The organism is Stenotrophomonas sp. YAU14A_MKIMI4_1 (assembly GCF_003086855.1).
GTDB lineage: Bacteria > Pseudomonadota > Gammaproteobacteria > Xanthomonadales > Xanthomonadaceae > Stenotrophomonas.
This window is the reverse complement of record NZ_CP025998.1, coordinates 621,649-643,178: the sequence shown is the minus strand read 5'-3', so window position 1 is coordinate 643,178 and position 21,530 is coordinate 621,649. Positions and strand designations below refer to the sequence as shown.

Below are 21,530 nucleotides of genomic sequence, written 5' to 3'. Positions count from 1 at the left end.
ATGTCAACGGCGACCACGATGACACGGTCGGAGCAGGATCCCTCAGGAATAGGCGCGCGCGCTTTCCCTGCCTAGGATATGCATCAGTTCCCCGGTCTGCGGGGAAACCAGGATGTCCACGTTCTCCGGTTCAGGTGTCCAGATGCGATCACCCATGGAAATTGCCGTGCGTGCCGATGGCCCCGGCATTTCCACGATGAATGCCCAGCTCTTCCCAGGCAACGGGTGGACCTGGAAGCCGACAGGTTCAAAGATCCGGCGCGCGGCGGTTACCGACCAGCATGTGACATGGCCACGGAAGTACGGGTCCAGATAGCCGGGGTCCTCGTTGCGCACATAGTCGGTGAGGCCCGTATTGAACAGGAACAACGACCCAGGCCCGGAGACGTTGGCCATCGCCGCAGCCACGCCCCTGGCCATCGCCGGGGTGAGATGCTCCAGGACTTCCACGCAGATTCCGCATTGGAACGTCATCTGGACATCAGCGAGGTCGGCACAGAGATAATTGGCATTGCCGGTGCGATACTGCTGCGCCGGCGGGTACTTTTCCACCCCATAGAAACGCTGTGCGGAGTGCGGAAGATAATGGGAAACCGCATCCAGGAGATATCCGGGACCAGTACCGATATCGATGAATCGCTCAACCGGAACAGTGCAGTAGAGCAGCGCCTCTGCCAGCCGGGCCATGGATGATCCATATGAGCGCTGGCGTGCCGATGCCAGTTCAGCTGCCCAGTACTGGGCATCGTATTCGCGGGCGGCCAAGCCCTGGTCGATGCGGCCGAGCAGTACTGGATCAGCAAAAATGAAATCGCAGGTCGCGCAGGCGTGATACGCCACCGCATCGATCGTTGTGTATAACGGTGCAGCCTCTTGGCAGAGCGGACAAGGCGCCTGAATCAACGGCGGATCCGGCTCCCTGTCTTCTTGGAGATCGTCATCTGCCTGCGATGCGTGATGCGCGCTTGGCGCCCCCTCCGTGCCAGCGATGTCAGCGGCTTCACCGCTGCTGTCCGCTGGCGAAAGCTCCCCCGCCTCCGCAGACGGATTGAGGGTATGCCCTGGCTCGGGCACGTCTTGGCGATCCTGGTTCATGCTGCGTCTCCCTGGTGATACCGCGACACCGAGTCCCACACTGCACACTTCGCCACACTAGCATCATCAAGCGCCCAGCAGGACCTCGCGCGCCTGGCTGAGATCGCGTACATAAGCCACCCCGGGCAGACGCGCATCCAATGGATCATCAATTTGGATGCAGCGCCCCACACCGGCGGCCAGCGCCGCCTGCATGTCCGACGCTTTATCGCCCATCATCACCGAGCCGGCCAGATCGATGCCCAGATCCCGTGCGGCGGCCAGGATCATCCCCGGCGCTGGCTTGCGGCACGCACACTGCGCCCGGTAAATGCCCTGGCCGGCGGTGGGATGGTGCGGACAATAGTACACACGCAGGATATCGATGCCTCGCGCGGACAACTGCCGCAACATCCACGCGGTGTAGTCAGCAAACTGCGATTCGGTGTAGAGCCCACGCCCGATCCCCGCCTGGTTCGTCACCACCACCAGGCCGAAGCCGGCACTCTGGGCTGCCACACACAAGGCATCAATGCCCTCCACCCATTCAGTGGTTTCAGGCGTATGCACGTAGCCGAAGTTGACGTTGATCACGCCGTCGCGGTCAAGCAGCAAGGCGCGCCGCGAAGGAGGCAGACCGCCGGCACTACACGGGTTGAGGATCGGCGTCGGCATCGCGGCGTTCATCGCTGTACGCGAGCGAAGAGATGCTGCGCCCGGGCAAAATCTTCGGGCACCCCGATATCGATGAACCCGGAGGTCTCAGCCATCATCCCCACACACCCCCGCACCACCCACGGTTCAAGCACATCCTGCTCGAAAGAGTAGCGATCCTGCACAGGCAATGCTTCCAGCCCTTGGCGGGTAAGGAAGTAGCTGCCCGCATTGATCAGGCCCGGACCGCCACCGCCTTTCTCACGGAACCTGCGCACCCGACCGTCTTCGACATCAACTGCGCCATAGCGCGCTACGTCGGGAACCGATGCCAGTGCAATGGCAATCGGAAGGCCTGCGGCGGCGCTCTCCAGCGCAGCCGGCTCGTACTCCAGATAGGTATCACCGTTGCACACATGCAGGCCATTGCCCGATGAGAGCCGCGCGGCCTGGGCGATCGCACCGCCTGTACCCAGCGGTTCCGACTCACGCGAGTACACGACATCCATGGCTCCCCACCGGGCGCCCACCGCCTGCTCCACGTGCTGCCCGAGATAGCCGATGGCGAGGATTACCCGCCGCATGCCTGCCGCCTCGTAGCGGTCCAGCAGATAGGCCAGGAAAGGCCGACCGGCCACGGGTGCCAATGGCTTCGGCAGATCGGGCACCGCCGCCCGCAGGCGCGTGCCCAATCCTCCGGCCAGAATCAGTACTTCGTCAGCGGCCATGTCAGCGCGGGAACATTTCGCTTTCGATCAACGCACACAGCAGATGGCCGATGAACTCGTGCCCCTCCTGGATGCGCGGCGTCTCGTTGGAAGGCACCCGGAAACAGATATCGCAGCGGTCCTTCATATCGCCACCGTGCTCACCCGTGAATCCAATAACGCGCACGCCCTTGGCTTCACAGGCTTCGAGCGCGCGCATGATGTTCTTCGAACGGCCCGAGGTCGAGATCGCGACGAACACATCCCCTTCCTGGCCAAGTGCTTCGATCTGGCGGGCGAACGTGTAGTCGTAGCCGTAGTCGTTACCGATGGCGGTGAGGATGGACGTGTCGGTGGTCAGGGCGATGGCCGGCAGACCCGGGCGATCGTAGTAGAAACGACTGACCAGCTCGCCCGCCCAGTGCTGGGCATCGGCAGCGCTGCCGCCGTTACCCGCGAACAGGATCTTCCGACCGTTCTTGAGCGCATGCACACACAGCGCCACCGCCTGCTCGATCTGCGCGGCCAGCGCGCTATCGGCGGACATGCGCTGGAAGTTTTCAAGCGTCTTGCCGAATTCAGCCTTGATGAAGTCGTTCATCCGATTTTCCATGCCGTTGCCCCTTGGTGGGTGAAGTGAGTATCGAATACGGTGCCGCCGGCACCCGCCAGTGCACGCACCAGGTCGACCCGGTGTGCCGGGTCGCAGAGGAACATCATGAAGCCACCACCACCAGCACCAGAGACCTTGGTCGCGCGCGCGCCGTGGCGCATTGCCAGCGCTTCGATCTCATCGATCATCGGGTTGGAAATACTGCTGGCACTGAGCTTCTTGGCCTCCCAGCCAGACTGCATCACCTGCGCCAGCCGCTCGAAATCACCGCGCAGCAGCGCCTCCTTCATCTGGCTGGCCTCGACCTTCAGCCGATGCATCGCATCGAGCGAGCTGGCCTTGCCTTCCTTGATGTTGCGGGACTGCTCATCGATGATCTTGGCCGATGCACGCGAGACACCCGTGAAGTAAAGCACCAGGCCTGCTTCAAGTTCGGACCAGATCCAGTCCTTGATGCGAAGCGGGTTCACGATGACCCGGTCGGCGTCGTAGAACTCCATGAAGTTGAAGCCACCGAATGCCGCGGCGTACTGATCCTGCTTGCCGCCGGACAGTTGCAGGTCGACGCGCTCGATGCGGTACGCCAACTGCGCAATTTCGTATTCGCCGAGCGGCAACGCGAAGTACTCGGCGAAGGCGGTAACCAAGGCAACGACCATCGTCGAGGACGAGCCCAGGCCTGAACCGGGCGGCGCATCGGAATGGGCACGGATGCGGATGGCAGGACGTTCGCCCTGCAGGAAGTCATTGCAGACACGCAGGTAGACGCCCTTCATCAACTGCAGTGGCCCCGGACCGGCATCGACCGCCTGCGGGTCGACGCGTTCGCAGACGCCTGCATCCTGTGCGTGGAATTCCACCAGGCCGTCAGGCGAGACATCAAGGGTCGCGTAGGCAAACTTGTCGATGGTCACGTTCATGACGAAGCCACCAAACTGGTCGCAGAACGGCGAGACGTCGGTGCCGCCTCCTGCCAATCCCAAGCGCAGCGGGGCGCGTGAACGAACGATCATGCTTTCTTCTCCATGGCAAATGCGGATTCCAATGCGCGTCCAAGCGCATCACGCGAGAACTGCTGACGACAGTAGCTGGCCGCATCGCGCGAACGCTGCAGCCACAGGGCGTCATCTTCCAGCAAGGACAGCACACCCGCGGCAAGGTGGTCGGCCCCGTCCGCTACCGTGGCCACCGCGTCAAGGCCAATGAGGCCCTGCGCGCCCACGCCGGTGGTGACCAGCGGCAGGCCATGCTGCATCGCTTCGACAACCTTGCCCTTGACACCGGCGCCGAACCGCAGCGGCACGATGGCCACGCGCGCGGCGCCGTAGCGCTGGGCCAGTTCCTCGTCACTGACGAAACCGGTCACCTCGACATGGTCGCCAGCCAGCGCACGAACGGCGTCGGTCGGATTGGAACCGACCAGCGACAGCTTCACGCCAGGATGGCGCGCCCAGACCTGCGGCATCACCGACTCGACCAACCATTTGGCGGCATCGACGTTCGGGCCGTGGGCGAAACCGGCAACGAACAGGATGCCGGCACGTTGCGTCGGCACGGCGGTGTCGTTGAAGTGGTCAAAGGCGTACGGCAGGATCGCGCGTGCATCGACAGACGGCTCCAGCATGCAAACGTCCTGCGCCTCTTCGGCCGATGGATAGAGCACGCGGTCGACGGCCTTCCAGATGCGCCGTTCCAGCATCTCCATGGAACGCGCATCACCATCGCTGCCACCGTTACGCTGCGCTTCCATGTCCATGCGGCGGAAATGCAGGTCGTGGCCGTAGTAGACGGTACGCACACCCGGATGCTTCTGCAGAGCATCAATGTAGTGCTCGGCAATATGCGGGCGCGACAGCATCACCGTGCGCACGTGCGGATTTTCCTGCAGGTACCGGGCAAAGCCCCCAACCCACTGGCCGCCGTACATCACTTCCACGCCACGGGCCTGCAGCGGCGGAGTGTAGATCGGATCGAAGTACAGGTTGTCGGCCCAGAACTTGACCACACAGCCACGGGCCAGCAGCGCATCGATGAAGGCGACCATGGTCCGAGAGCCGGCATCGCGATCGGGCTGCGGCACGTAGTGATCGACGATCAGCACCGTTTCCTTCTGCCAGGCACGGTCCCGCGCCAGCACCACGTGCTCGCCGTTGGGTTCGTGCCGTGCCAGTTCATCCTGCCAGCGTTCGCGCAGCTTCTTCTGGTTGGCAACCTGGTAGGCCTTGATGCCGCTGCCGGTATCGGTGCCGTGGGAGATGCCCTCGTAGTGCACGACTTCCGAGGTCGGGCAGTAATAGAGCTGGTAACCCGCCTTGCGCACGCGGAAGGCAAGATCGGAATCCTCGCAGTAGGCCGGCACGAACTCGGGATCGAAGCCACCCAGCTCACGCAGCAGCGCAGTTGGAATCAGGAGGCTGGCGCCGCTGCAGTAGTCCACCGGGCGCAGGTAGTTGTACTGGCTGCTGGCCGGGTTATCCAGGCGCCCATAGTTCCAGGCCGAGCCGTCGCGCCAGATGATGCCACCGGCTTCCTGCAGTCGTCCGTCGGGGTAAACCAGCTTGGAACCGACCATGCCGCAGTCGGGCATGCGCTGGAACACGTCCAGCATCTGGTCCATCCAGCCCGCACGCACTTCGGTGTCGTTGTTGAGGAAGTAGGTGTAGCGACCGCGAACCAGTTCCAGTGCCTGGTTGCAGGACAGCAGGAAACCAAGGTTCTGCGGATTGTGATGGAAGCGCAGGCCCGGGACCGGCACCAGCTTCTCGATTTCCGGGTCGCCAGACGCATCCTCCAGCACCAGCACCTCATAGGTCGCCGCCGGCGGGTGAGCCGCGATCGAGGCCAGGCAGGCCAGCGTATGCGGCAGGTTGCCGTACGTGGGAATGACAATGCTGACTTCCGGTGCGTCGTGCACCGGGAAAGACAGGGTCTTCAGGACTTCGTCGGGATCTTCCACGACCGACTGCAGTTCCAGCCCCGCGGGGGGGGCGATCTGCCCCTTGTCGTGGCGCAGCAGCCACGCACGCACGGGCCGCGCCAACGGTGCCAGCAGCGGGTGCCGGGCCAGGCCGCTGGCACGCAGCGATGCAATGATGGCCGGCACGTCACCACGCGCCAGACGCGAGGCGAAACGCATCGGGCGGGTGATACGCCAGGACTTGGAGGCCAGCACCTTGGCAAATGCTTCGTTGAGGCTTGCCAGCTGCTCGTCGTACTCGCGGATGACCCGCTGCACCGCAAGCTCGGATGTGTCTTCCTGACCGGGCAGGACCGCAAGACCGGAGCGCCGTTGCAGTTCACGGCTGACCTCGGAACGGCCGGCAACGGCCTCCTGCGCCGTCTGCAGCAAGCGACGCAACTCGGCCGCTTCGTGTTCCGCAGCTTCCCGGTGGCGCTGCAAGTCAGCTTCAACACCCGCCTTGTCGCTCTGCGAGCGCTCCAGCTGGTCCTGCGACTGTTTCAGCTGAGTCTGCGATTGTTCCAGCTGCACCTGCGAGTGTTTCAGCTGAGTCTGCGACTGTTCCAGCTGCGCCTGCAACGCGTCGTGGCGTGCTCGCAGCTCGGCAGCGCCGTTGTTGCCGCCACGGCCCTGGACGACCTGGTCCAGCTCCAGCGCCCAGCGCGTGCGCTCCTCGAACTCGCCTTCCAGGCGCTGGTAATCGGCGCGGGATTTCTCCAACTCAGACTCCAGCGAACGCGCCCATCGAACGGTAACCTCGCGCTCGGTGTCCAACCCCTGCGCCCACCGGGCGATGTCATGGTGCTGCGCGTACAGATCCTCATCCTCAGCGTAGAGCACTGAAGCGGGTGTATCAGGTAGCAGAGACGCGTCTGCTGCGGCAACAACCACGAAGTACACCGCATCGGGGACGCTGGCGACACGCGCTTCGACACCCGAGCCGGTATCTGTCAGCGCCTGATAGCTGTCCTTGCGTTCCACCTGCGACAGCGGCGTGATCGTCGAGCACACGGCCATGCGGTGACCGCACAGACGCACGGCCGGAAAATGCTGCCCGACCAGTTCCAGCAACTCATTCTGGTAGAGCTCTTTCACGTGGAAGTCGTTGTGATAACCGGCCCGATCAGAGTAGACCTCCTTATTGGGCGAGGACATGACCAGCACGCCATCTGGCCGCAACACACGACGAATTTCGGCCATCATCTCCTTCTGCTCCATCAGATGCTCGATGGTCTCGAAGGACACAACAACGTCAACACAATCGTCAGGCAAGGGGATGGCGGCAGCCGAGCCCTGCACGTACCCCAGATTGGACAGTGCAGCATAGCGCTCGGTCGCGTGATCCACCGCCTCCGGGGAGATATCTACGCCGCGCACGGAGCGGGCGCGGGAAGCGAGCATCGCGCTACCATAGCCTTCACCACTGGCGACATCCAGAACGTCCTTGCCTTCCACGATCGGCAGACACCACGCGTAACGATGCAGGTGCTCCTGCCGGATCACGCCATGTTCGGTCGGCACGAAACGCTCACCGGTGAATTCGATCATTGCAACTCCTTGGAAACTTGGATCGACAGCATCGGCAGGCCAACCAAGCCAAAGCGCATTGTTTCATCCATGGCGCGGAACTCCAGTGCGTCGTGGATCCAGTGCTGCTGTGTATGGTCATGCTGGTCACCGGAAGCGACCGCCGCATCGACCATGTAGGAACCGGAAGGCATGATCGGCATGCGGAACACGAAGGTACCGACAACCTGTTCGCCTGCCTTGCCGGAAACGGGCGTGTCGCGGCAAGCGAAGTAGCTGTTGTCGCCAAACAGACGCTGCCCCAACCGATCCTTCACGTAGAACCCGACGATCAGGTTGTCCAACGCTTGCTGCAGCTCAACACGCACCTGCAGGCGGACCAGTTCGCCCCCCTCAAGCACGCCAACACGCTGCCCTTGGCTGTCGGTCATGCTGACGTCAATGATGCGTGCGCCGCGGGCACCAAACTCCTGCCCCACGTTGTCCGGGTCGAACTGGAACAGCGCGATGCGATTGGAAACACCTGCTTCCAGCAACGCTTCATGACGGAAATCCGGTGCATCGGAAGCGAGCCTGCGCTGCTTTTTCTCCACGACGATCTCGGCATCGCCCACCTCCCGCCGCCCCACCACATGCTGTTCGGTCATGTAGGCCTCGACCACCTCCTGCGAGGTTCCGGACAGGCGCATGCGACCGTTCTGCAGCCACACGGCGTTCTCGCACAGGTTGGTCACGGCGGCGGCATCGTGGCTGACGAACAGCAGCGTGCCATTCTTCTGGAATTCACGCAGGAAGCGCATGCACTTCTGCGAGAAGAACGCATCGCCCACGGCAAGCGCTTCATCGATGATCAGGATATCGGCGTCGACATGGGCGATGACGGCGAAGGCCAAGCGCACCGACATACCGCTGGAATAGCTGCGCACCGGCTGATCGATGAACTCACCGATGTCCGCGAACGCCAGGATGCTGTCCAGGCGCTGGTCGATCTGCGCCCGGCTCAACCCGAGAATGGTGGCATTGAGATAGACGTTCTCGCGCCCGGTGAACTCCGGATTGAAACCGCTGCCCAGCTCCAGCAGCGCGGCTACGCGCCCCTTCACCTTGATGCTGCCTTCGGTAGGGTTCAAGGTGCCGGCAATCATCTGCAGCAGGGTCGACTTGCCCGAACCGTTACGACCGACGATGCCTACGGTCTGACCGCGGCGGATGGAGAAGCTCACGTCACGCAGCGCCCAGAAATCCTTGTAGAAGGACTTGCGCTTTCCGGCAAGCGCCTGCCACAGGCGGTGCGAGGGACGTTCGTACATGTGGTAGGACTTGCCGACCCCGGTGACCTCGATGACGGTCTCGGCCATGGCGACTTCAGAGGACATCGGCGAACCCCACGCGCAGCTTGTTGAACATGCGATGGCCAATGAAGGCCACGACACAGGCGATGGCGGTATACAGGCCCAGGCCAGCCCAGTCAGGCAACCGGCCCCAGATCACCACTTCGCGCACCTGGTTGATGATGAACGTCAACGGGTTGAGCTCGAACACGATGCGATAGCTGGCCGGTACCGATTCAACCGGGATGATGGCCGAGGACAGGAACAGCATGGCCGCTGCGATGACGCCGGCGATCTGGCCGATGTCGCGCAGGTAGACGCCCAGCGCCGAGGTGATCCAACCGATGCCGACCGTCAGGATGACCAGCGGCAAAACCACCACAGGCAACAACACGGCCGTGGGGTGGATGCTGCCCTTTACGCACAGGTACAGCAGCAGCAGCACGACCATGTTCATCAACAGATGGAACAACGCCGACAGCGTCATGCTCCACACCAGGATATCCAGCGGAAACACAACGCGCTTGACGTAGCTGGTGTTGCTCACAATCAACTGCGGCGCACGGGTGAAGCACTCAGCGAAGAAGCCATGTACCGTGAGCCCCGCGAACAGGATCAGGGCGAAATCGGTGGTGGACCCGGTCGATCCTGGCCAGCGCCCTTTCATGATGAAACCGAAGGCCATGGTGTAGACCAGCAACATCAGGAACGGACTGATCAGCGACCAGAGCAGGCCGAAGCTGGCGCCGCGATAGCGCCCCAGAACTTCTCGCTGGGTCAGTTCGAAGGTGAGCGAACGATGTTTACCGAAGACCGACAGAATGCTCATGCTCAGCTGTTCTCGCCCAATGCGCGCTCCAGATCCACCTGCAGATCCCCCAACTCCTCCACGCCCACGCTCAGCCGCACCAGCGCATCGCTGATCCCCAGCTGCTCGCGGCGCGCCACCGGAATCGAGGCATGGGTCATCACCGCCGGGTGGTTCACCAGGCTTTCTACGCCACCCAGCGATTCGGCCAGGGTGAACAGCTCGGTCTTTTCGCAGAAGCGCTTGGCCGCCTCGAAACCGCCCTTCAGCACGATCGAGACAATGCCGCCGAAGCCGGCCATCTGCTTGCCCGCCAGCTCGTGCTGCGGGTGCGAAGGCAGGCCCGGGTAGATCACTTTTTCCACCGCCGGGTGCTTTTCCAGCCACTGCGCCAGCGCGAGTGCATTGGCGCAATGCGCCTTCATGCGCAGCGGCAGGGTCTTCAGGCCGCGCAGGGCCAGGAAGCTGTCGAACGGGCCCTGCACGCCACCAATGGAGTTCTGCAGGAAGGCCATCTGCTCGGCCAGCTCGGCATCGTCACCGACCACCACCAAGCCGCCGACCATGTCCGAATGGCCGTTGAGGTACTTGGTGGCCGAATGCAGCACCAGGTCGGCGCCCAGTTCCAGCGGCCGCTGCAGCATCGGCGAGGCGAAGGTGTTGTCCACCACCACGATCAGGCCATGGCGCTTGGCGATGGCAGCCACCGCGGCGATGTCCACGATCTTCAGCATCGGGTTGGTCGGGGTTTCAATCCAGACCATCTTCGTCTGCGGGGTGATCGCCGCTTCGAAGGCGGCCAGATCGGTCAGGTCGACGAAGCTGAAATCCAGGCCGGCGGTGCGGCGGCGCACGCGCTCGAACAGGCGGAAGGTGCCGCCGTAGATGTCATCCATCGCCACCACGTGGCTGCCGGCGTCCAGCAGTTCCATCACGGTGCTGCTGGCGGCCATGCCCGAAGCGAAGGCAAAGCCACGGGTGCCGCCTTCCAGCGAGGCCACGCAGCGCTCGTAGGCGAAGCGGGTCGGGTTGTGCGTACGCGAGTACTCAAAGCCCTGGTGCTCGCCCGGGCTGGACTGTGCGTAGGTGGAGGTGGCGTAGATGGGCGGCATCACCGCGCCGGTGCTCGGATCGGGCGACTGGCCGCCGTGGATGGCCAGCGTGGCCAGGGCCAGCGCGCGATCGGGCTTGGAAGCGTTGGACATTTCGTTTCCTGAATGGCGCCGGTGTTCGGCGCCGTCGAAGGAGCGGGAGTCTATCAGCGCGCCCTTAACGAGCTTTGACGCGGATAAACCGGGATTCAGCAGCGAACGCGCGTGATCGTGCGCTTACTGCACGCGGCGGCGCAGGAAGTTCAGCAGGTCGATGCGGGTGATCAGGCCCAGGAAGGCGTTGCCGTCCATGACGATGGCCACCTGGCCGCGGTCGAACACCGGCAGCAGGGCCTCGATGGGCGACTTCACGTCCAGCCGGTCCAGCTTGCTGACCATGGCCGTGCCCACCGGGTCGCGGAAGCGTGCTTCGTCGCCATAGACGTGCAGCAGCACGTCACTTTCATCGACGATGCCGACCAGCTGGTCGCCGTCCATCACCGGCAGCTGCGACACGTCGTACAGCTTCATGCGCTGGTAGGCGGTGGTCAGCAGATCGTTCGGGCCGATTACCACGGTGTCGCGCTGGCCGTACGGGCGCAGGATCAGGTCGCGCAGGTCGCCGTGCTGCGGGCGCTGCAGGAAGCCGTTGTCCAGCATCCAATAGTCGTTGTACATCTTCGACAGGTACTTGTTGCCGGTGTCGGGCACCAGCACCAGCACCTTCTTCGGCGTGGTCTGTTCCTGGCAGTACTTCAGGCCGGCGGCCAGCAGCGTGCCGGTGGACGAACCGCCCAGAATGCCTTCCTTGCCCAGCAGCTCGCGCGCGGTGTGGAAGCTTTCCGCGTCGGTGATCGGGTAGGCCTTGGTGACGCGGCTGAAATCGGAGATCGAGGGCAGGAAGTCCTCGCCGATGCCTTCCACCAGCCAGCTGCCCGACTTGTCGTTCAGGTTGCCGTCGTTGATGTACTCGGCAAGGATGGACCCTACCGGGTCAGCCAGCACCAGTTCGGTCTTCGGCGACAGCTTGGCGAAGGCGCGCGACAGGCCGGTCATGGTGCCCGAGCTGCCGCAACCGAACACGATCGCGTCTAGGTCGCCGCCCATCTGCTCCAGGATTTCCGGGCCGGTGCCGAATTCGTGCGCGGCCGGGTTGTCCGGATTGCCGAACTGGTTGATGAAGTAGGCGCCGGGGGTCTGCTCGGCGATGGTCTGGGCCAGGTCCTGGTAGTACTCGGGGTGGCCCTTGGCCACGTCCGAACGGGTCAGGCGCACTTCGGCGCCCATGGCCTTCAGGTTGAAGATCTTTTCCCGGCTCATCTTGTCGGGAACCACCAGGATGAGCTTGTAGCCCTTCTGCTGCGCGACCAGGGCCAGGCCCAGGCCGGTGTTGCCTGCGGTGCCTTCCACCAGGGTGGCGCCGGGCTTCAGATCGCCGCGCTTTTCAGCGGCCTCGATCATCGACAGGCCGATGCGGTCCTTGATCGATCCGCCCGGGTTGGCGCTTTCGAGCTTCAGGTAGAGCTCGCAGACACCGGTATCCAGGCGCTGGGCCTTGACGATCGGGGTCTTGCCGATGAGTTCGAGGACGGAAGAATGGATGGGCATTCGGGGACTTTCGTTTCGCGCCGCGCAGGGCCGGACCATGGATTATCCGACGGATGGCGCCGAAAGTCAGGCACCGCGATGCGCATGCGTTTGTGGCGGCCAGGGCGGGCCAACCAAGGTTGGCCCCTACCAAAGCAGGGTCAGGCGGACCAGGAAAGGAGGATGCGGACGGCCCCGGATCGACGAGGAGACCGGTACCGCCCGCATCGGTGGACTCAGGCTGATGGGATGTCCGCAGGCCGGGGCCTGCGGGCCAAGGCACCACCGCCTGTGGTGCCTTGGCGCGGCCGCCGTTGCCGGCGATACCGCGGGGCCAGGTCACGTGCCTGGCCGGGCCTTCTTTGGCCGGATCACGCCGTTCCGGGCGTGAGCGCGTGCGTCAGTGCGTGGGGGACGTCGTGGGAAGCGGGGTTTCGTACATACGCAGAAGGCGTTGCTTGGCCAGCAGCTTCTCGCGCTTCATTCGACCCAGGGTGACATCATCGATCGGGAGGACACCCAACTCCGCGTCCATGCACTTCTTGTTCAATTTACGGTGCTGGTCATGGAGTGCCCGGAACTCCGGATCACACGCGCGACGGGCGTCGATCTCGCTCTGGGGCTGATCTTCAAACATGATGGACCTCCTTCGACAGATACACGAACGCCCCGGCCGCAAGGCACGGGGCGTTGTTCATGGAGGAGCGCCGGGAGATGGCCACATGGGTGCGCACCACGACCCGCGGCACTGGCCTGCGCACGTCGGTCTGCTGCGGTTCGCGCCCTGCTTGCATCGGCCCGGCCCTCCCATCGTCCGGTCCGCGGCATTGCGTCCCGGACGATTGACCCTACGCTTGCTGCAGGCCGGGTTCAAGCCCCTGCGACAAAAAGACCGAACCCCGCCGTGGCGGGGTTCAGGCTGAATACTCAAAGCAACGAAAAACAAACAAATTCAAGCAATTACGGTGCCACGATGACCTCGGCCGAGCGGGCCTTGGTGGACGCGGCCTTCTTGCCGGCCACCTGGATGCGGTTGCCTGCGACACCGGCCGCCACCAGCGCGTCACGCAGGGCTTCGGCACGCTTCTGGCCCACGCCAGTGGCGCTGTCATAGGCCTCGATGCGCACCCGGCCCTTCTTGCCGATGTTCAGGTACTCGGCCAGGGCCTTGGCCTGGTTCTTCGCCCCGCCGGACAGGCCGGCCGCACCGGCGGCAAAGGCGTCACCGCCCAGGGTGAAGACTTCGCCACGACCGTCAAACTTCGAGCCCGGCAGCTTCTGCCCGGACACCAGCTCGGCCTCTTCACGGGCCAGCTTGGCCGCGTTCTGCTGGGCCGCGCTCAGGCGCTGCTGCTGCTTGCCAGCCACGCTGGTCAGGGCGTTTTCGGCGTCCTGGCGGGCCAGGGTCTCGGCCTCGGCGGCCAGGCGCAGGCGCTCGGACTCCTCGGCCTGCATCTGCGCCTGCATGCGCAGCTGTTCGGCTTCCTGGCGGGCACGGGCCGCGTCGCGGCGGCTGGCTTCGATCAGCAGATCGCTGCGGGTGCGCTCCAGGCGGTCCACCTCGCGGGCGGCCAGGGCGGCGCGCACGCTGGTTTCGGCGATATCCACACGGCGCTCGGCCAGGTAGGTGGCCAGCTCCTGGTCGCGGCGCTTGGCCTTTTCCAGGGTAGCGATGGCCTGCTGGGCCTGCATGCGCTCGAAAGCGCCCAGTTCAGCGGTGTCCGGGTTGGCCTGGATCGCCATCAGGCGCTGGGTCAGCTGCCCCACCATGGGGTTGTCGGCGGCCAGGGCCAGGCCCGGCAGGGCCAGCGCGGTGGCCAGTGCAAGGGTGGAAAGCGTCTTCATCGACGGTCCTCCCCGGTCGACAGCTGGCGCTGCAGCTGGTTCACCTCGTTGCGGCGCAGCTGCAGCTGGGCGGTGGCGGTGGCCTCCTCGCTGCGGGCGCGGGCCAGGTCGGCGTCGGCGGCCGCGCGCAGGGCCAGGGCCGGGGCGTTCTTGCGCTCGCGGCGGTCGCCGGCGGCGCGCTGGGCCTGTTCCAGCCCCTGTCGGGCCAGGCCGATCAGGTCTGGCGCATATTGGTCGGCATCGGCCCGGGTGGCCTTTTCCACGGCCTGCTGGGCCTGGGCCAGTTCCAGCGCGGCTTCCTGCGCCCCAACGGGGGCAGACACCGCGAATGCCAACGCCATCACATACAGGCCCTGGCGCATTTGTGCGAAGCTAAGTCGTTTCATTGGGGAGGCCCGTGCCCGGTTGTCGGTACGTGGCCATTGTCGTCAAGCCGACGCCGTGCTTGCAACGGTCGCTGGCGGTTTCGTTGGGGAAAATTCGCGATGGATATCGGCTACTTCCTGAAGCTGATGACCGAAAAGAACGCCTCGGACATGTTCTTGACCACCGGTGCGCCGGTGTACATCAAGATCGAAGGCAAGCTGTACCCGCTGGGAAATACCGGCCTGCCGCCGGGCATGGTGAAGAAGATCGCCTACTCGCTGATGGACGAAGGCCAGGTGCCGCAGTTCGAGCGCGAGCTGGAGCTCAACATGGCCATTGCCCTGCCCGACGCCGGTCGCTTCCGCGTCAACGTGTTCAAGCAGCGCGGCGAGGTGGGCATGGTCATCCGTGCCATCCGCAGCCGCATTCCCAGCATCGAAGAGCTCAATCTTCCGCAGGTGCTGAAGGATGTGATCATGACCCCGCGAGGGCTGGTGCTGGTGGTGGGGTCCACCGGCTCGGGCAAGTCCACCTCGCTGGCGTCGATGATCGACCACCGCAACAGCACCACCACCGGGCACATCCTCACCATCGAGGACCCGATCGAATACCTGCACAAGCACAAGATGTCGATCGTGAACCAGCGCGAGGTCGGGCTGGACACCCATGCCTTCCACAACGCGCTGAAGAACGCGATGCGTGAAGCGCCGGACGTGATCCTGATCGGCGAAATCCTGGATGCGGAAACGATGGAGGCGGCGATCGCCTTCGCCGAAACCGGCCACCTGTGCCTGGCCACCCTGCATTCCAACAACGCCGACCAGACCATCGAGCGCATCCTGAACTTCTTCCCGGAAAGCGCGCACAAGAACGTGCTGATGAACCTGGCGCTGAACCTGCGTGCGGTAATCAGCCAGCGCCTGGTGAAGAACAAGGCCGGGCGCCGCCTGCCGGCCACCGAGGTGCTGATCAACACGCCGATGATCCGCGACCTGCTGCGCCGCGGCCAGGTGCACGAGATCAAGGCGGCGATGGAATCGTCGCTGGAAGAAGGCATGGAAAGCTTCGACCAGTGCCTGTTCCGGCTGGCCAAGAGCGGCGTGATCGAGCAGGAAGAGGCGCTGCGTGCGGCCGATTCGCGCGATGGTCTGGCGCTGAAGTTCCGCCTGTCCGAAGGCGGCAGTGGCGAACACGATCCCTACGCCGATTTCTCGTCGGCCACCCAGCCCAGCATCACCCACGGGTTCTGAGCCCATCCGCCGGGCATGGTACGGGTAGCGCCGGGCCATGCCCGGCGGCAATCCTGAAGGGTTAAGGGGCTGTCTCACCGAATGAGACAGCCCCTGCGTAGGTTTCCGCCATGGAAACCCTTCGCAAGCTGGCCATCCTGGCCGATGCCGCCAAATACGATGCCTCCTGCGCCTCCAGTGGCGCCGGCAAACGCGATTCGCGCACGTCTGGCGGCATTGGCAGCACCGAGGGCATGGGCATCTGCCACAGCTACACGCCCGATGGCCGCTGCGTGTCCCTGCTGAAGATCCTGCTGACCAACTTCTGCGTGTACGACTGCGCGTACTGCGTGAACCGCGTCTCCAGCAACGTGCCGCGCGCGCGCTTCAGCGTGGAGGAAGTGGTTTCGCTCACCCTGGATTTCTACAAGCGCAACTACATCGAAGGGCTGTTCCTTTCCAGCGGCATCATCCGCAACGCCGACTACACCATGGAACGCATGGTGGAAGTGGCCCGGCAGCTGCGCGAGGAGCATCGCTTCGCCGGTTACATCCACCTGAAGACCATTCCCGAGGCGTCCCCGGAACTGCTGGCCAGTGCAGGCCGCCATGCCGATCGCCTTTCGATCAACGTGGAACTGCCGACCGATGCCGGGCTGGCCGCGCTGGCCCCGGAAAAGACCAGCCATACCATCCGCGGTGCGATGGGTGAACTGCGCTGGCGCATCGACGAGGCCAAGGAAGCCCGCCGCGCGCCGCCTGCCGTGCCGGCCACGGCCACGCCCACGCGCAGCGCGCGCCCGCGGCCGCCTCGCTTCGCCCCGGCCGGGCAGAGCACGCAGATGATCGTCGGTGCCGACGGCGCCAGCGACCAGCAGATCCTGCTCAGCGCCGATCGGCTGTACGGCAACTACCACATGCGGCGGGTGTACTACTCGGCCTTCAGCCCCATTCCCGATGCCAGCCGCGAGTTGCCGGTGCAGCCACCGCCACTGCAGCGCGAACACCGCCTGTACCAGGCCGACTGGCTGCTGCGCTTCTATGGCTACGGCGTGGATGAGATCACCGACAACAGCGGCGACGGCATGCTGGATCTGGATATCGACCCGAAGATGGCCTGGGCGATCCGGCACCCGGAGCGTTTTCCGGTGGACCTGAACCGCGCGCCGAAGGAACTGCTGCTGCGCGTACCGGGCCTGGGCGTGCGCAACGTGAAGCGGGTGCTGATGGCGCGCCGGCACGGACGACTGCGGGTGGCCGACGTGGCGCGCCTGAAGGCGCCCATGAACAAGCTGCTGCCGTTCGTGCAGCTGGCCGACCACCACCCGCGCAGCGCGCTGGACGACCCGGCCGCGCTGCGTGCGCGGCTGGCGCCGCCGCCGCGCCAGGGGTCGCTGTTCGACGCGCCACCGGCGGCCTGACGTGCAACGCTGGTCGCTACGCGTGGACCCGCCGTGGTCGCTGCAGGCCTGGCGCGATGGCGCGCGCGGGGCGCTGCTGGCTGCGGTGCCGCCATCGCAGCTGGACTGGTTGCCGGGCCATGAGGCCTCGCTGCTGGATGCCCCTGCCCTGCCCGACGCGACGGCCAACCCGGCGCAGGGCGCGCAACCCGGCGTGCCGCGTGATTTCCTGGAACTGGCCGCGACCGTGCTGTGCCACCGCGAACCACAACGCATGGCCCTGCTGTACCGGCTGCTGTGGCGGATCACCCATGGCGAACGCGCGGTGCTGTCCAACCCGACCGACGCCGACGTACTGCGGGCGATGGCGATGGCCCAAGCGGTGCGCCGCGACACGCACAAGATGAAGGCCTTCGTACGCTTCCGCGAAGTGCCCGGCGAACAGGACGCGTTCATTGCCTGGTTCGAACCGGAACACCACATCGTGGATCGCGTGGCACCGTTCTTCGCGCGCCGCTTCGCCGGCATGCGCTGGGCGATCCTGACCCCCGGTCGCAGCGTGCAGTGGGACGGCCAGGCCTTGAGCTTCGGGCCGGGTGGCCGGCGCGAAGATGCGCCGGCCGAGGACGCGCGCGAGGCGTTGTGGCAGACCTACTACGCCAGCATCTTCAACCCGGCGCGGCTGAACACCCGGATGATGCAGCAGGAAATGCCGGCCAAGTACTGGCGGCACCTGCCCGAGGCGCAGCTGCTGCCGGGCCTGGTGCGCGAGGCGGCAGGCCGGGTGCAGGACATGCACGACCGTCCCGCCCAGGCACCGCAACGGCGGGTGCCGGCACGGGTGCTGTCGGCCCCTGCCGTGGATGGAAGCCTGGCGGCGCTGCGCGCGCAGGCCAGCACCTGCCAGCAGTGCCCGCTGTGGGAGCCGGCCACCCAGACCGTGTTCGGCCAGGGCCCGGCCGATGCGCGGGTGATGGTGGTGGGCGAGCAGCCCGGTGACGTGGAGGACCTGAGCGGCCGCCCGTTCGCCGGGCCCGCCGGGCAACTGCTGGACCGTGCGCTGGCCGAGCTGGGCATCGACCGCGCCACGCTGTACCTGACCAACGCGGTGAAGCATTTCCACCATGAGCGACGCGGCAAGGTGCGGCTGCACAAGCGGCCGGAAAGCCGCCACGTGCATGCCTGCCGGCCCTGGCTGCTGGGCGAGATCGCGCGGGTGCGGCCGCAGCTGATCGTGTGCCTGGGGGCGACCGCCGCCATGGCCGTGTTCGGGCGGGACTTCAGCCTGGCCCGTGATCGCGGGCGCTGGCACACGCTGGACGATGGCACCCGCGGCTATGCCACGGTGCACCCGGCGTGGGTGCTGCGGCAGGGCGATGAGGCACGCCGCGAGGCCGGCTATCGGCTGTTCCGCGAGGACCTGCGGCAGATGCTGGTGAATGCGCAGGCCGGCCACGCGCGCGGGTAACTCCAGGGTCCCACGCTTGGCCAAGTATCGCGGCTTGCCCTAGTCGTTGCCGCGTGGCAGCGCTGTGCGGTACGCCGGCCTCGTCATGGATTGGACCTGCAATTCCGTAGATCAGTGAGATCGATCCCGATCTGCTACGACCAGAAGTTCTATTCCGGTGCACGGGAAGGGAAGCGACCTCTGGCTGACAGGCCTGCCCCTCATAGCATGGCGACAGACCAGGCGAAAAATCGCGATTTCCTTACGCTCGAGGCGAAAGGGACCAGCGAGGAGCAATAGACTGAAAGCCTCACGCAGGGCAACAGGTCCCAGATTCCGGAAACAGGGACGCAAGGATCCCTGGTTGCGCTACCCTCTTACGCAGACGCTAATTAACCGATGCAGATCCCTCGAAACTGCATCTACCTGCTGCGCATCACCTTCCGTCAATGCCCGCTCAAGCGAGGCAATCGCACTTCCTGCCAGATCAACAGCAAAACTAGCAGCCTCCTTGCCACACGCGGACAACATCGAGAGATCTCCTTCCCGTGCGCAGCGAGCCGCAATATGAAACGCCTGCCCACGGTCCCGGTGCAGGCATACAAGCGTCAGTATCTCTATCGGATCGGCCAAAGCTTGCAGACTATCTGCAGCAAACAACAATCGCGCCAATCGTCCGTTTCCATCACGCAACATGTGAATGGTAAGCAGTACCAAATAGCTCGCCAAGCGAACGTCGCGGGACGCAAGGTTCATGGTCGGCGACGAGCGCAGTTGGAACCAAGACTTCAGGGCCACTTGCGCGCGATCCTTCTGCGGAGGAAGGAATCTCGAACTGAACATATTCTCAGTCCTGACAACCACGTCCCCCGTCCTTACCGATCCGCGGTGTCCAGATATCGGACTGCCACGCTTGCACAGAGCTTCAATCGAAGTTGCGCTACTGATTGAACTCAGCTTGATCGCCAGCGCGCTGTCGTCATACCGTTGCTGAAGCGAATCTACTGATCGGTAGTAGCTGTCATAAGACTGCAGAGAATCATGCAGAATGAGACCCAGGAGCCAATGCGACAGGACCGAAGGACTGCCTAGCTGGACTACTGCCGCAGGCCTCGCAATCGTTGCTGATTGCGAGGCCTGCTCAAAAAACGACGCTACCCAAACCGGACTTGCAGAAAACCGGATGTCAGGGTTCATCTCTTGAAATCACCTGCGACTATAGACGTCGATCTGTTCGTCAGCTGAGTCTGAATTCCCCAGCTTTGTGACATCACTCCACAGATCCGCATTGGGTCGGGGATCTGGACCGGCCGCACTCACGCCCATGAGCTGTGCATTCATACCCAGCTGCCGCAGAAACTCAGTCGTGTACTGCTGCACGGCAGCAGGATTGGCGACCGATCCGGTTGGCAAGTTCCTACCAAGGAGATACTCCGCCCGGTGATCTCCCAGAATTTTGGCGACTTCGACCTTCGCTCGCAGCATGTCCTGCACCGTCTGAGCATCCATTCCCCTCTTAGTAAGCATTGCGTACTCGGCTGCGGCAGCCTCCTCGTATGCATAGAAGGCTCCCTGCGTGGCGGCATTTTTCAAGGCCGGCATCGCTCCTGGCACTTGACCTCGCCGGATGAGAGCAATGCCGTACAGCATCTTCGATTTCGGATCAGCTGATCGCTCAAGTTCCTTCAGGTCAATCCTATCCAAAGCATCCAGTTCCGCCTGAGTGGGATAGTAATGCTTCTCGAGCCAAGCCAGCTCTGCCTTGGACAGTGCAACCAGCCGCGGGTCACTGGCCGCAAGCTGCGACGCGGGTACTTGGACAGAATCAATCCGCCCTTCAGCAAGGGAGCTTGCTCCAATGCTCTCCATTGTCCGCCCCCCTGCTTTGACTAAGCCGGATAACGAATCGGAGCCCGCATCGGCGCCCGAAATTGGCTCAGCCGATCCCGTTCGAAACCACACAGCCGCCCCTATCGCCACCCCGGCAGCGACAACCACAGCACCTATGTCCGCAGATTTTCTATTAAATAAGGACATTACCAGCAAATCTCCTGATACTCCGCAGACCACTTTCGGCACCAAGCCTCATCCTGGGCAGCATTGAATGCCGGACCAGAAGTCCAAGGCTGTATGTACTCCCACTGAAGGAACTTGGAATACGCCCATGCTTGCCCCTGTACATAGGGCATGAAAAATCCCTTGTTGGGCTCAGGGATATTGGCCAAGCCGACGGCGACCATATCCTCGTTCAACTGCGCATCACACGCCGCCTTGTCTTTTCCGACGGTCCCATAGCAGACATCGTGGGCATTACAGGCGTCAGTAAATATACCGCCATAGCCCGCAGCCACCCCAGCAGAAACCGGGCTGACAAGAAAATCAGGCACCGGCATTCCCCCTACGGCCCCACAACCGTTGACCAACAGGACAGGAGGATTATAAACATTACACCCATAGTCCGAATCCATGATGGACGGAAAATCAGTACACCACATGGTGATCCGCTCGCGCTCCGGATCGCCCGAGTTACCGTCATTTCCCCAACCACCTCCGCCCCCCGCCGAAACCGGGAAGGAAGAAAACAGGGGGCCTTACCTCACATCCATTGGTAGTACAGAAACTACCGGAGGCGAGGGCTGCGTCTACGACTAGGCCACCTCCTGTAGCAATCAGGCACGAAATCAATCCCTTAAGAGCCTTGGAACCTTCCATAACTACTCCTTGTCAAAAATTCCCATACTCCCGGCATGGACACCCTTGCTTCACCGAAGCATTGGTCCACTCCACCTCTAGGAGACACGCAGACGACAGCCTTCCTCGACCACCAACGAACTGCACCTGGCGGACACAACAATATTCTCGGGTAACGCAGAATCGAGAAATCCAACTCCG

The 21,530-nt window shown here is 63.9% G+C and carries 19 protein-coding genes; 3 read left to right on the top strand and 16 right to left on the bottom strand.

Going from position 1 to position 21,530, the window contains the following annotated elements; translation table 11 throughout:
• Nucleotides 1–42: 42 nt before the first annotated feature.
• The 13 genes from C1931_RS02835 to C1931_RS02775 form a co-directional block, all read right to left on the bottom strand.
• Nucleotides 43–1,095 (bottom strand): methyltransferase domain-containing protein, encoded by a 1,053-nt coding sequence (locus C1931_RS02835; protein ID WP_108755343.1) that lies wholly within the window; start codon nucleotides 1,093–1,095, stop codon nucleotides 43–45.
• A gap of 66 nt (nucleotides 1,096–1,161) precedes the next feature.
• A complete protein-coding gene (locus C1931_RS02830; RefSeq protein WP_199913904.1) occupies nucleotides 1,162–1,761 on the bottom strand; it encodes an HAD family hydrolase in 600 nt (199 codons plus the stop codon).
• Nucleotides 1,758–2,456 carry a sugar phosphate nucleotidyltransferase gene (locus tag C1931_RS02825; RefSeq protein ID WP_108755342.1) on the bottom strand — a complete coding sequence of 233 codons (699 nt, stop codon included), beginning with the start codon at nucleotides 2,454–2,456 and terminating at the stop codon, nucleotides 1,758–1,760. Before C1931_RS02825 ends, C1931_RS02830 begins: the two co-directional genes overlap by 4 nt.
• Nucleotide 2,457: 1 nt before the next feature.
• Nucleotides 2,458–3,036: a D-sedoheptulose 7-phosphate isomerase gene (locus tag C1931_RS02820; protein WP_108755341.1), complete on the bottom strand. Its 579-nt coding sequence runs from the start codon at nucleotides 3,034–3,036 to the stop codon at nucleotides 2,458–2,460.
• A complete protein-coding gene (locus C1931_RS02815) occupies nucleotides 3,033–4,061 on the bottom strand; it encodes a dehydrogenase (protein WP_108755340.1) in 1,029 nt (342 codons plus the stop codon). Before C1931_RS02815 ends, C1931_RS02820 begins: the two co-directional genes overlap by 4 nt.
• On the bottom strand, nucleotides 4,058–7,555 hold the full coding sequence (locus C1931_RS02810) for a glycosyltransferase (protein WP_108755339.1): 3,498 nt from the start codon (nucleotides 7,553–7,555) through the stop codon (nucleotides 4,058–4,060). The genes C1931_RS02815 and C1931_RS02810 overlap by 4 nt, the downstream gene beginning before the upstream one ends.
• Nucleotides 7,552–8,910, bottom strand: coding sequence for an ABC transporter ATP-binding protein (locus tag C1931_RS02805; protein ID WP_108755338.1), 1,359 nt, complete (start codon nucleotides 8,908–8,910; stop codon nucleotides 7,552–7,554). The genes C1931_RS02810 and C1931_RS02805 overlap by 4 nt, the downstream gene beginning before the upstream one ends.
• Entirely contained in the window at nucleotides 8,900–9,694 is a 795-nt protein-coding gene (locus tag C1931_RS02800; protein ID WP_108755337.1) for an ABC transporter permease, read from the bottom strand. Before C1931_RS02800 ends, C1931_RS02805 begins: the two co-directional genes overlap by 11 nt.
• Nucleotides 9,695–9,696: 2 nt before the next feature.
• Nucleotides 9,697–10,878, bottom strand: coding sequence for a cystathionine gamma-synthase (locus C1931_RS02795; RefSeq protein WP_108755336.1), 1,182 nt, complete (start codon nucleotides 10,876–10,878; stop codon nucleotides 9,697–9,699).
• A 123-nt stretch (nucleotides 10,879–11,001) separates the two neighbouring features.
• A complete protein-coding gene (locus tag C1931_RS02790; protein WP_108755335.1) occupies nucleotides 11,002–12,372 on the bottom strand; it encodes a pyridoxal-phosphate dependent enzyme in 1,371 nt (456 codons plus the stop codon).
• A 379-nt stretch (nucleotides 12,373–12,751) separates the two neighbouring features.
• Nucleotides 12,752–12,988, bottom strand: coding sequence for a YdcH family protein (locus tag C1931_RS02785; RefSeq protein ID WP_108748418.1), 237 nt, complete (start codon nucleotides 12,986–12,988; stop codon nucleotides 12,752–12,754).
• A 323-nt stretch (nucleotides 12,989–13,311) separates the two neighbouring features.
• Nucleotides 13,312–14,196: an OmpA family protein gene (locus C1931_RS02780; protein WP_108752087.1), complete on the bottom strand. Its 885-nt coding sequence runs from the start codon at nucleotides 14,194–14,196 to the stop codon at nucleotides 13,312–13,314.
• Nucleotides 14,193–14,558, bottom strand: coding sequence for a DUF4398 domain-containing protein (locus tag C1931_RS02775; protein ID WP_108755334.1), 366 nt, complete (start codon nucleotides 14,556–14,558; stop codon nucleotides 14,193–14,195). Before C1931_RS02775 ends, C1931_RS02780 begins: the two co-directional genes overlap by 4 nt.
• Nucleotides 14,559–14,681: 123 nt before the next feature.
• Here C1931_RS02775 and C1931_RS02770 point away from each other — a divergent pair, with 123 nt between their 5' ends.
• The 3 genes from C1931_RS02770 (at nucleotide 14,682) to C1931_RS02760 (ending at nucleotide 18,659) form a co-directional block, all read left to right on the top strand.
• Nucleotides 14,682–15,812, top strand: coding sequence for a PilT/PilU family type 4a pilus ATPase (locus C1931_RS02770; protein ID WP_108748415.1), 1,131 nt, complete (start codon nucleotides 14,682–14,684; stop codon nucleotides 15,810–15,812).
• 110 nt (nucleotides 15,813–15,922) lie between these two features.
• Nucleotides 15,923–17,212 carry a putative DNA modification/repair radical SAM protein gene (locus tag C1931_RS02765; protein WP_108755333.1) on the top strand — a complete coding sequence of 430 codons (1,290 nt, stop codon included), beginning with the start codon at nucleotides 15,923–15,925 and terminating at the stop codon, nucleotides 17,210–17,212.
• 1 nt (nucleotide 17,213) lies between these two features.
• Nucleotides 17,214–18,659: a UdgX family uracil-DNA binding protein gene (locus C1931_RS02760; protein ID WP_234412727.1), complete on the top strand. Its 1,446-nt coding sequence runs from the start codon at nucleotides 17,214–17,216 to the stop codon at nucleotides 18,657–18,659.
• Nucleotides 18,660–19,007: 348 nt separating this feature from the next.
• Here C1931_RS02760 and C1931_RS02755 read toward each other — a convergent pair whose 3' ends face one another.
• From C1931_RS02755 to C1931_RS20225, 3 genes are read right to left on the bottom strand one after another with little or no spacing between them, the layout of a single operon-like run.
• A complete protein-coding gene (locus tag C1931_RS02755; protein WP_108755331.1) occupies nucleotides 19,008–19,835 on the bottom strand; it encodes a Fic family protein in 828 nt (275 codons plus the stop codon).
• 9 nt (nucleotides 19,836–19,844) lie between these two features.
• Nucleotides 19,845–20,675 (bottom strand): hypothetical protein, encoded by an 831-nt coding sequence (locus C1931_RS02750; RefSeq protein ID WP_159093531.1) that lies wholly within the window; start codon nucleotides 20,673–20,675, stop codon nucleotides 19,845–19,847.
• Nucleotides 20,675–21,106 (bottom strand): hypothetical protein, encoded by a 432-nt coding sequence (locus tag C1931_RS20225; protein ID WP_159093529.1) that lies wholly within the window; start codon nucleotides 21,104–21,106, stop codon nucleotides 20,675–20,677. Before C1931_RS20225 ends, C1931_RS02750 begins: the two co-directional genes overlap by 1 nt.
• Nucleotides 21,107–21,530 lie beyond the last annotated feature (424 nt).

Excerpts from the sequence above, each read along its gene's own strand:
- C1931_RS02835 (WP_108755343.1), bottom strand. The coding sequence starts at position 1,095 with ATGAACCAGGATCGCCAAGACGTGCCCGAGCCAGGGCATACCCTCAAT.
- C1931_RS02830 (WP_199913904.1), bottom strand. The coding sequence starts at position 1,761 with ATGAACGCCGCGATGCCGACGCCGATCCTCAACCCGTGTAGTGCCGGC.
- C1931_RS02825 (WP_108755342.1), bottom strand. The coding sequence starts at position 2,456 with ATGGCCGCTGACGAAGTACTGATTCTGGCCGGAGGATTGGGCACGCGC.
- C1931_RS02820 (WP_108755341.1), bottom strand. The coding sequence starts at position 3,036 with ATGAACGACTTCATCAAGGCTGAATTCGGCAAGACGCTTGAAAACTTC.
- C1931_RS02815 (WP_108755340.1), bottom strand. The coding sequence starts at position 4,061 with ATGATCGTTCGTTCACGCGCCCCGCTGCGCTTGGGATTGGCAGGAGGC.
- C1931_RS02810 (WP_108755339.1), bottom strand. The coding sequence starts at position 7,555 with ATGATCGAATTCACCGGTGAGCGTTTCGTGCCGACCGAACATGGCGTG.
- C1931_RS02805 (WP_108755338.1), bottom strand. The coding sequence starts at position 8,910 with ATGTCCTCTGAAGTCGCCATGGCCGAGACCGTCATCGAGGTCACCGGG.
- C1931_RS02800 (WP_108755337.1), bottom strand. The coding sequence starts at position 9,694 with ATGAGCATTCTGTCGGTCTTCGGTAAACATCGTTCGCTCACCTTCGAA.
- C1931_RS02795 (WP_108755336.1), bottom strand. The coding sequence starts at position 10,878 with ATGTCCAACGCTTCCAAGCCCGATCGCGCGCTGGCCCTGGCCACGCTG.
- C1931_RS02790 (WP_108755335.1), bottom strand. The coding sequence starts at position 12,372 with ATGCCCATCCATTCTTCCGTCCTCGAACTCATCGGCAAGACCCCGATC.
- C1931_RS02785 (WP_108748418.1), bottom strand. The coding sequence starts at position 12,988 with ATGTTTGAAGATCAGCCCCAGAGCGAGATCGACGCCCGTCGCGCGTGT.
- C1931_RS02780 (WP_108752087.1), bottom strand. The coding sequence starts at position 14,196 with ATGAAGACGCTTTCCACCCTTGCACTGGCCACCGCGCTGGCCCTGCCG.
- C1931_RS02775 (WP_108755334.1), bottom strand. The coding sequence starts at position 14,558 with ATGCGCCAGGGCCTGTATGTGATGGCGTTGGCATTCGCGGTGTCTGCC.
- C1931_RS02770 (WP_108748415.1), top strand. The coding sequence starts at position 14,682 with ATGGATATCGGCTACTTCCTGAAGCTGATGACCGAAAAGAACGCCTCG.
- C1931_RS02765 (WP_108755333.1), top strand. The coding sequence starts at position 15,923 with ATGGAAACCCTTCGCAAGCTGGCCATCCTGGCCGATGCCGCCAAATAC.
- C1931_RS02755 (WP_108755331.1), bottom strand. The coding sequence starts at position 19,835 with ATGAACCCTGACATCCGGTTTTCTGCAAGTCCGGTTTGGGTAGCGTCG.
- C1931_RS02750 (WP_159093531.1), bottom strand. The coding sequence starts at position 20,675 with ATGTCCTTATTTAATAGAAAATCTGCGGACATAGGTGCTGTGGTTGTC.
- C1931_RS20225 (WP_159093529.1), bottom strand. The coding sequence starts at position 21,106 with ATGGATTCGGACTATGGGTGTAATGTTTATAATCCTCCTGTCCTGTTG.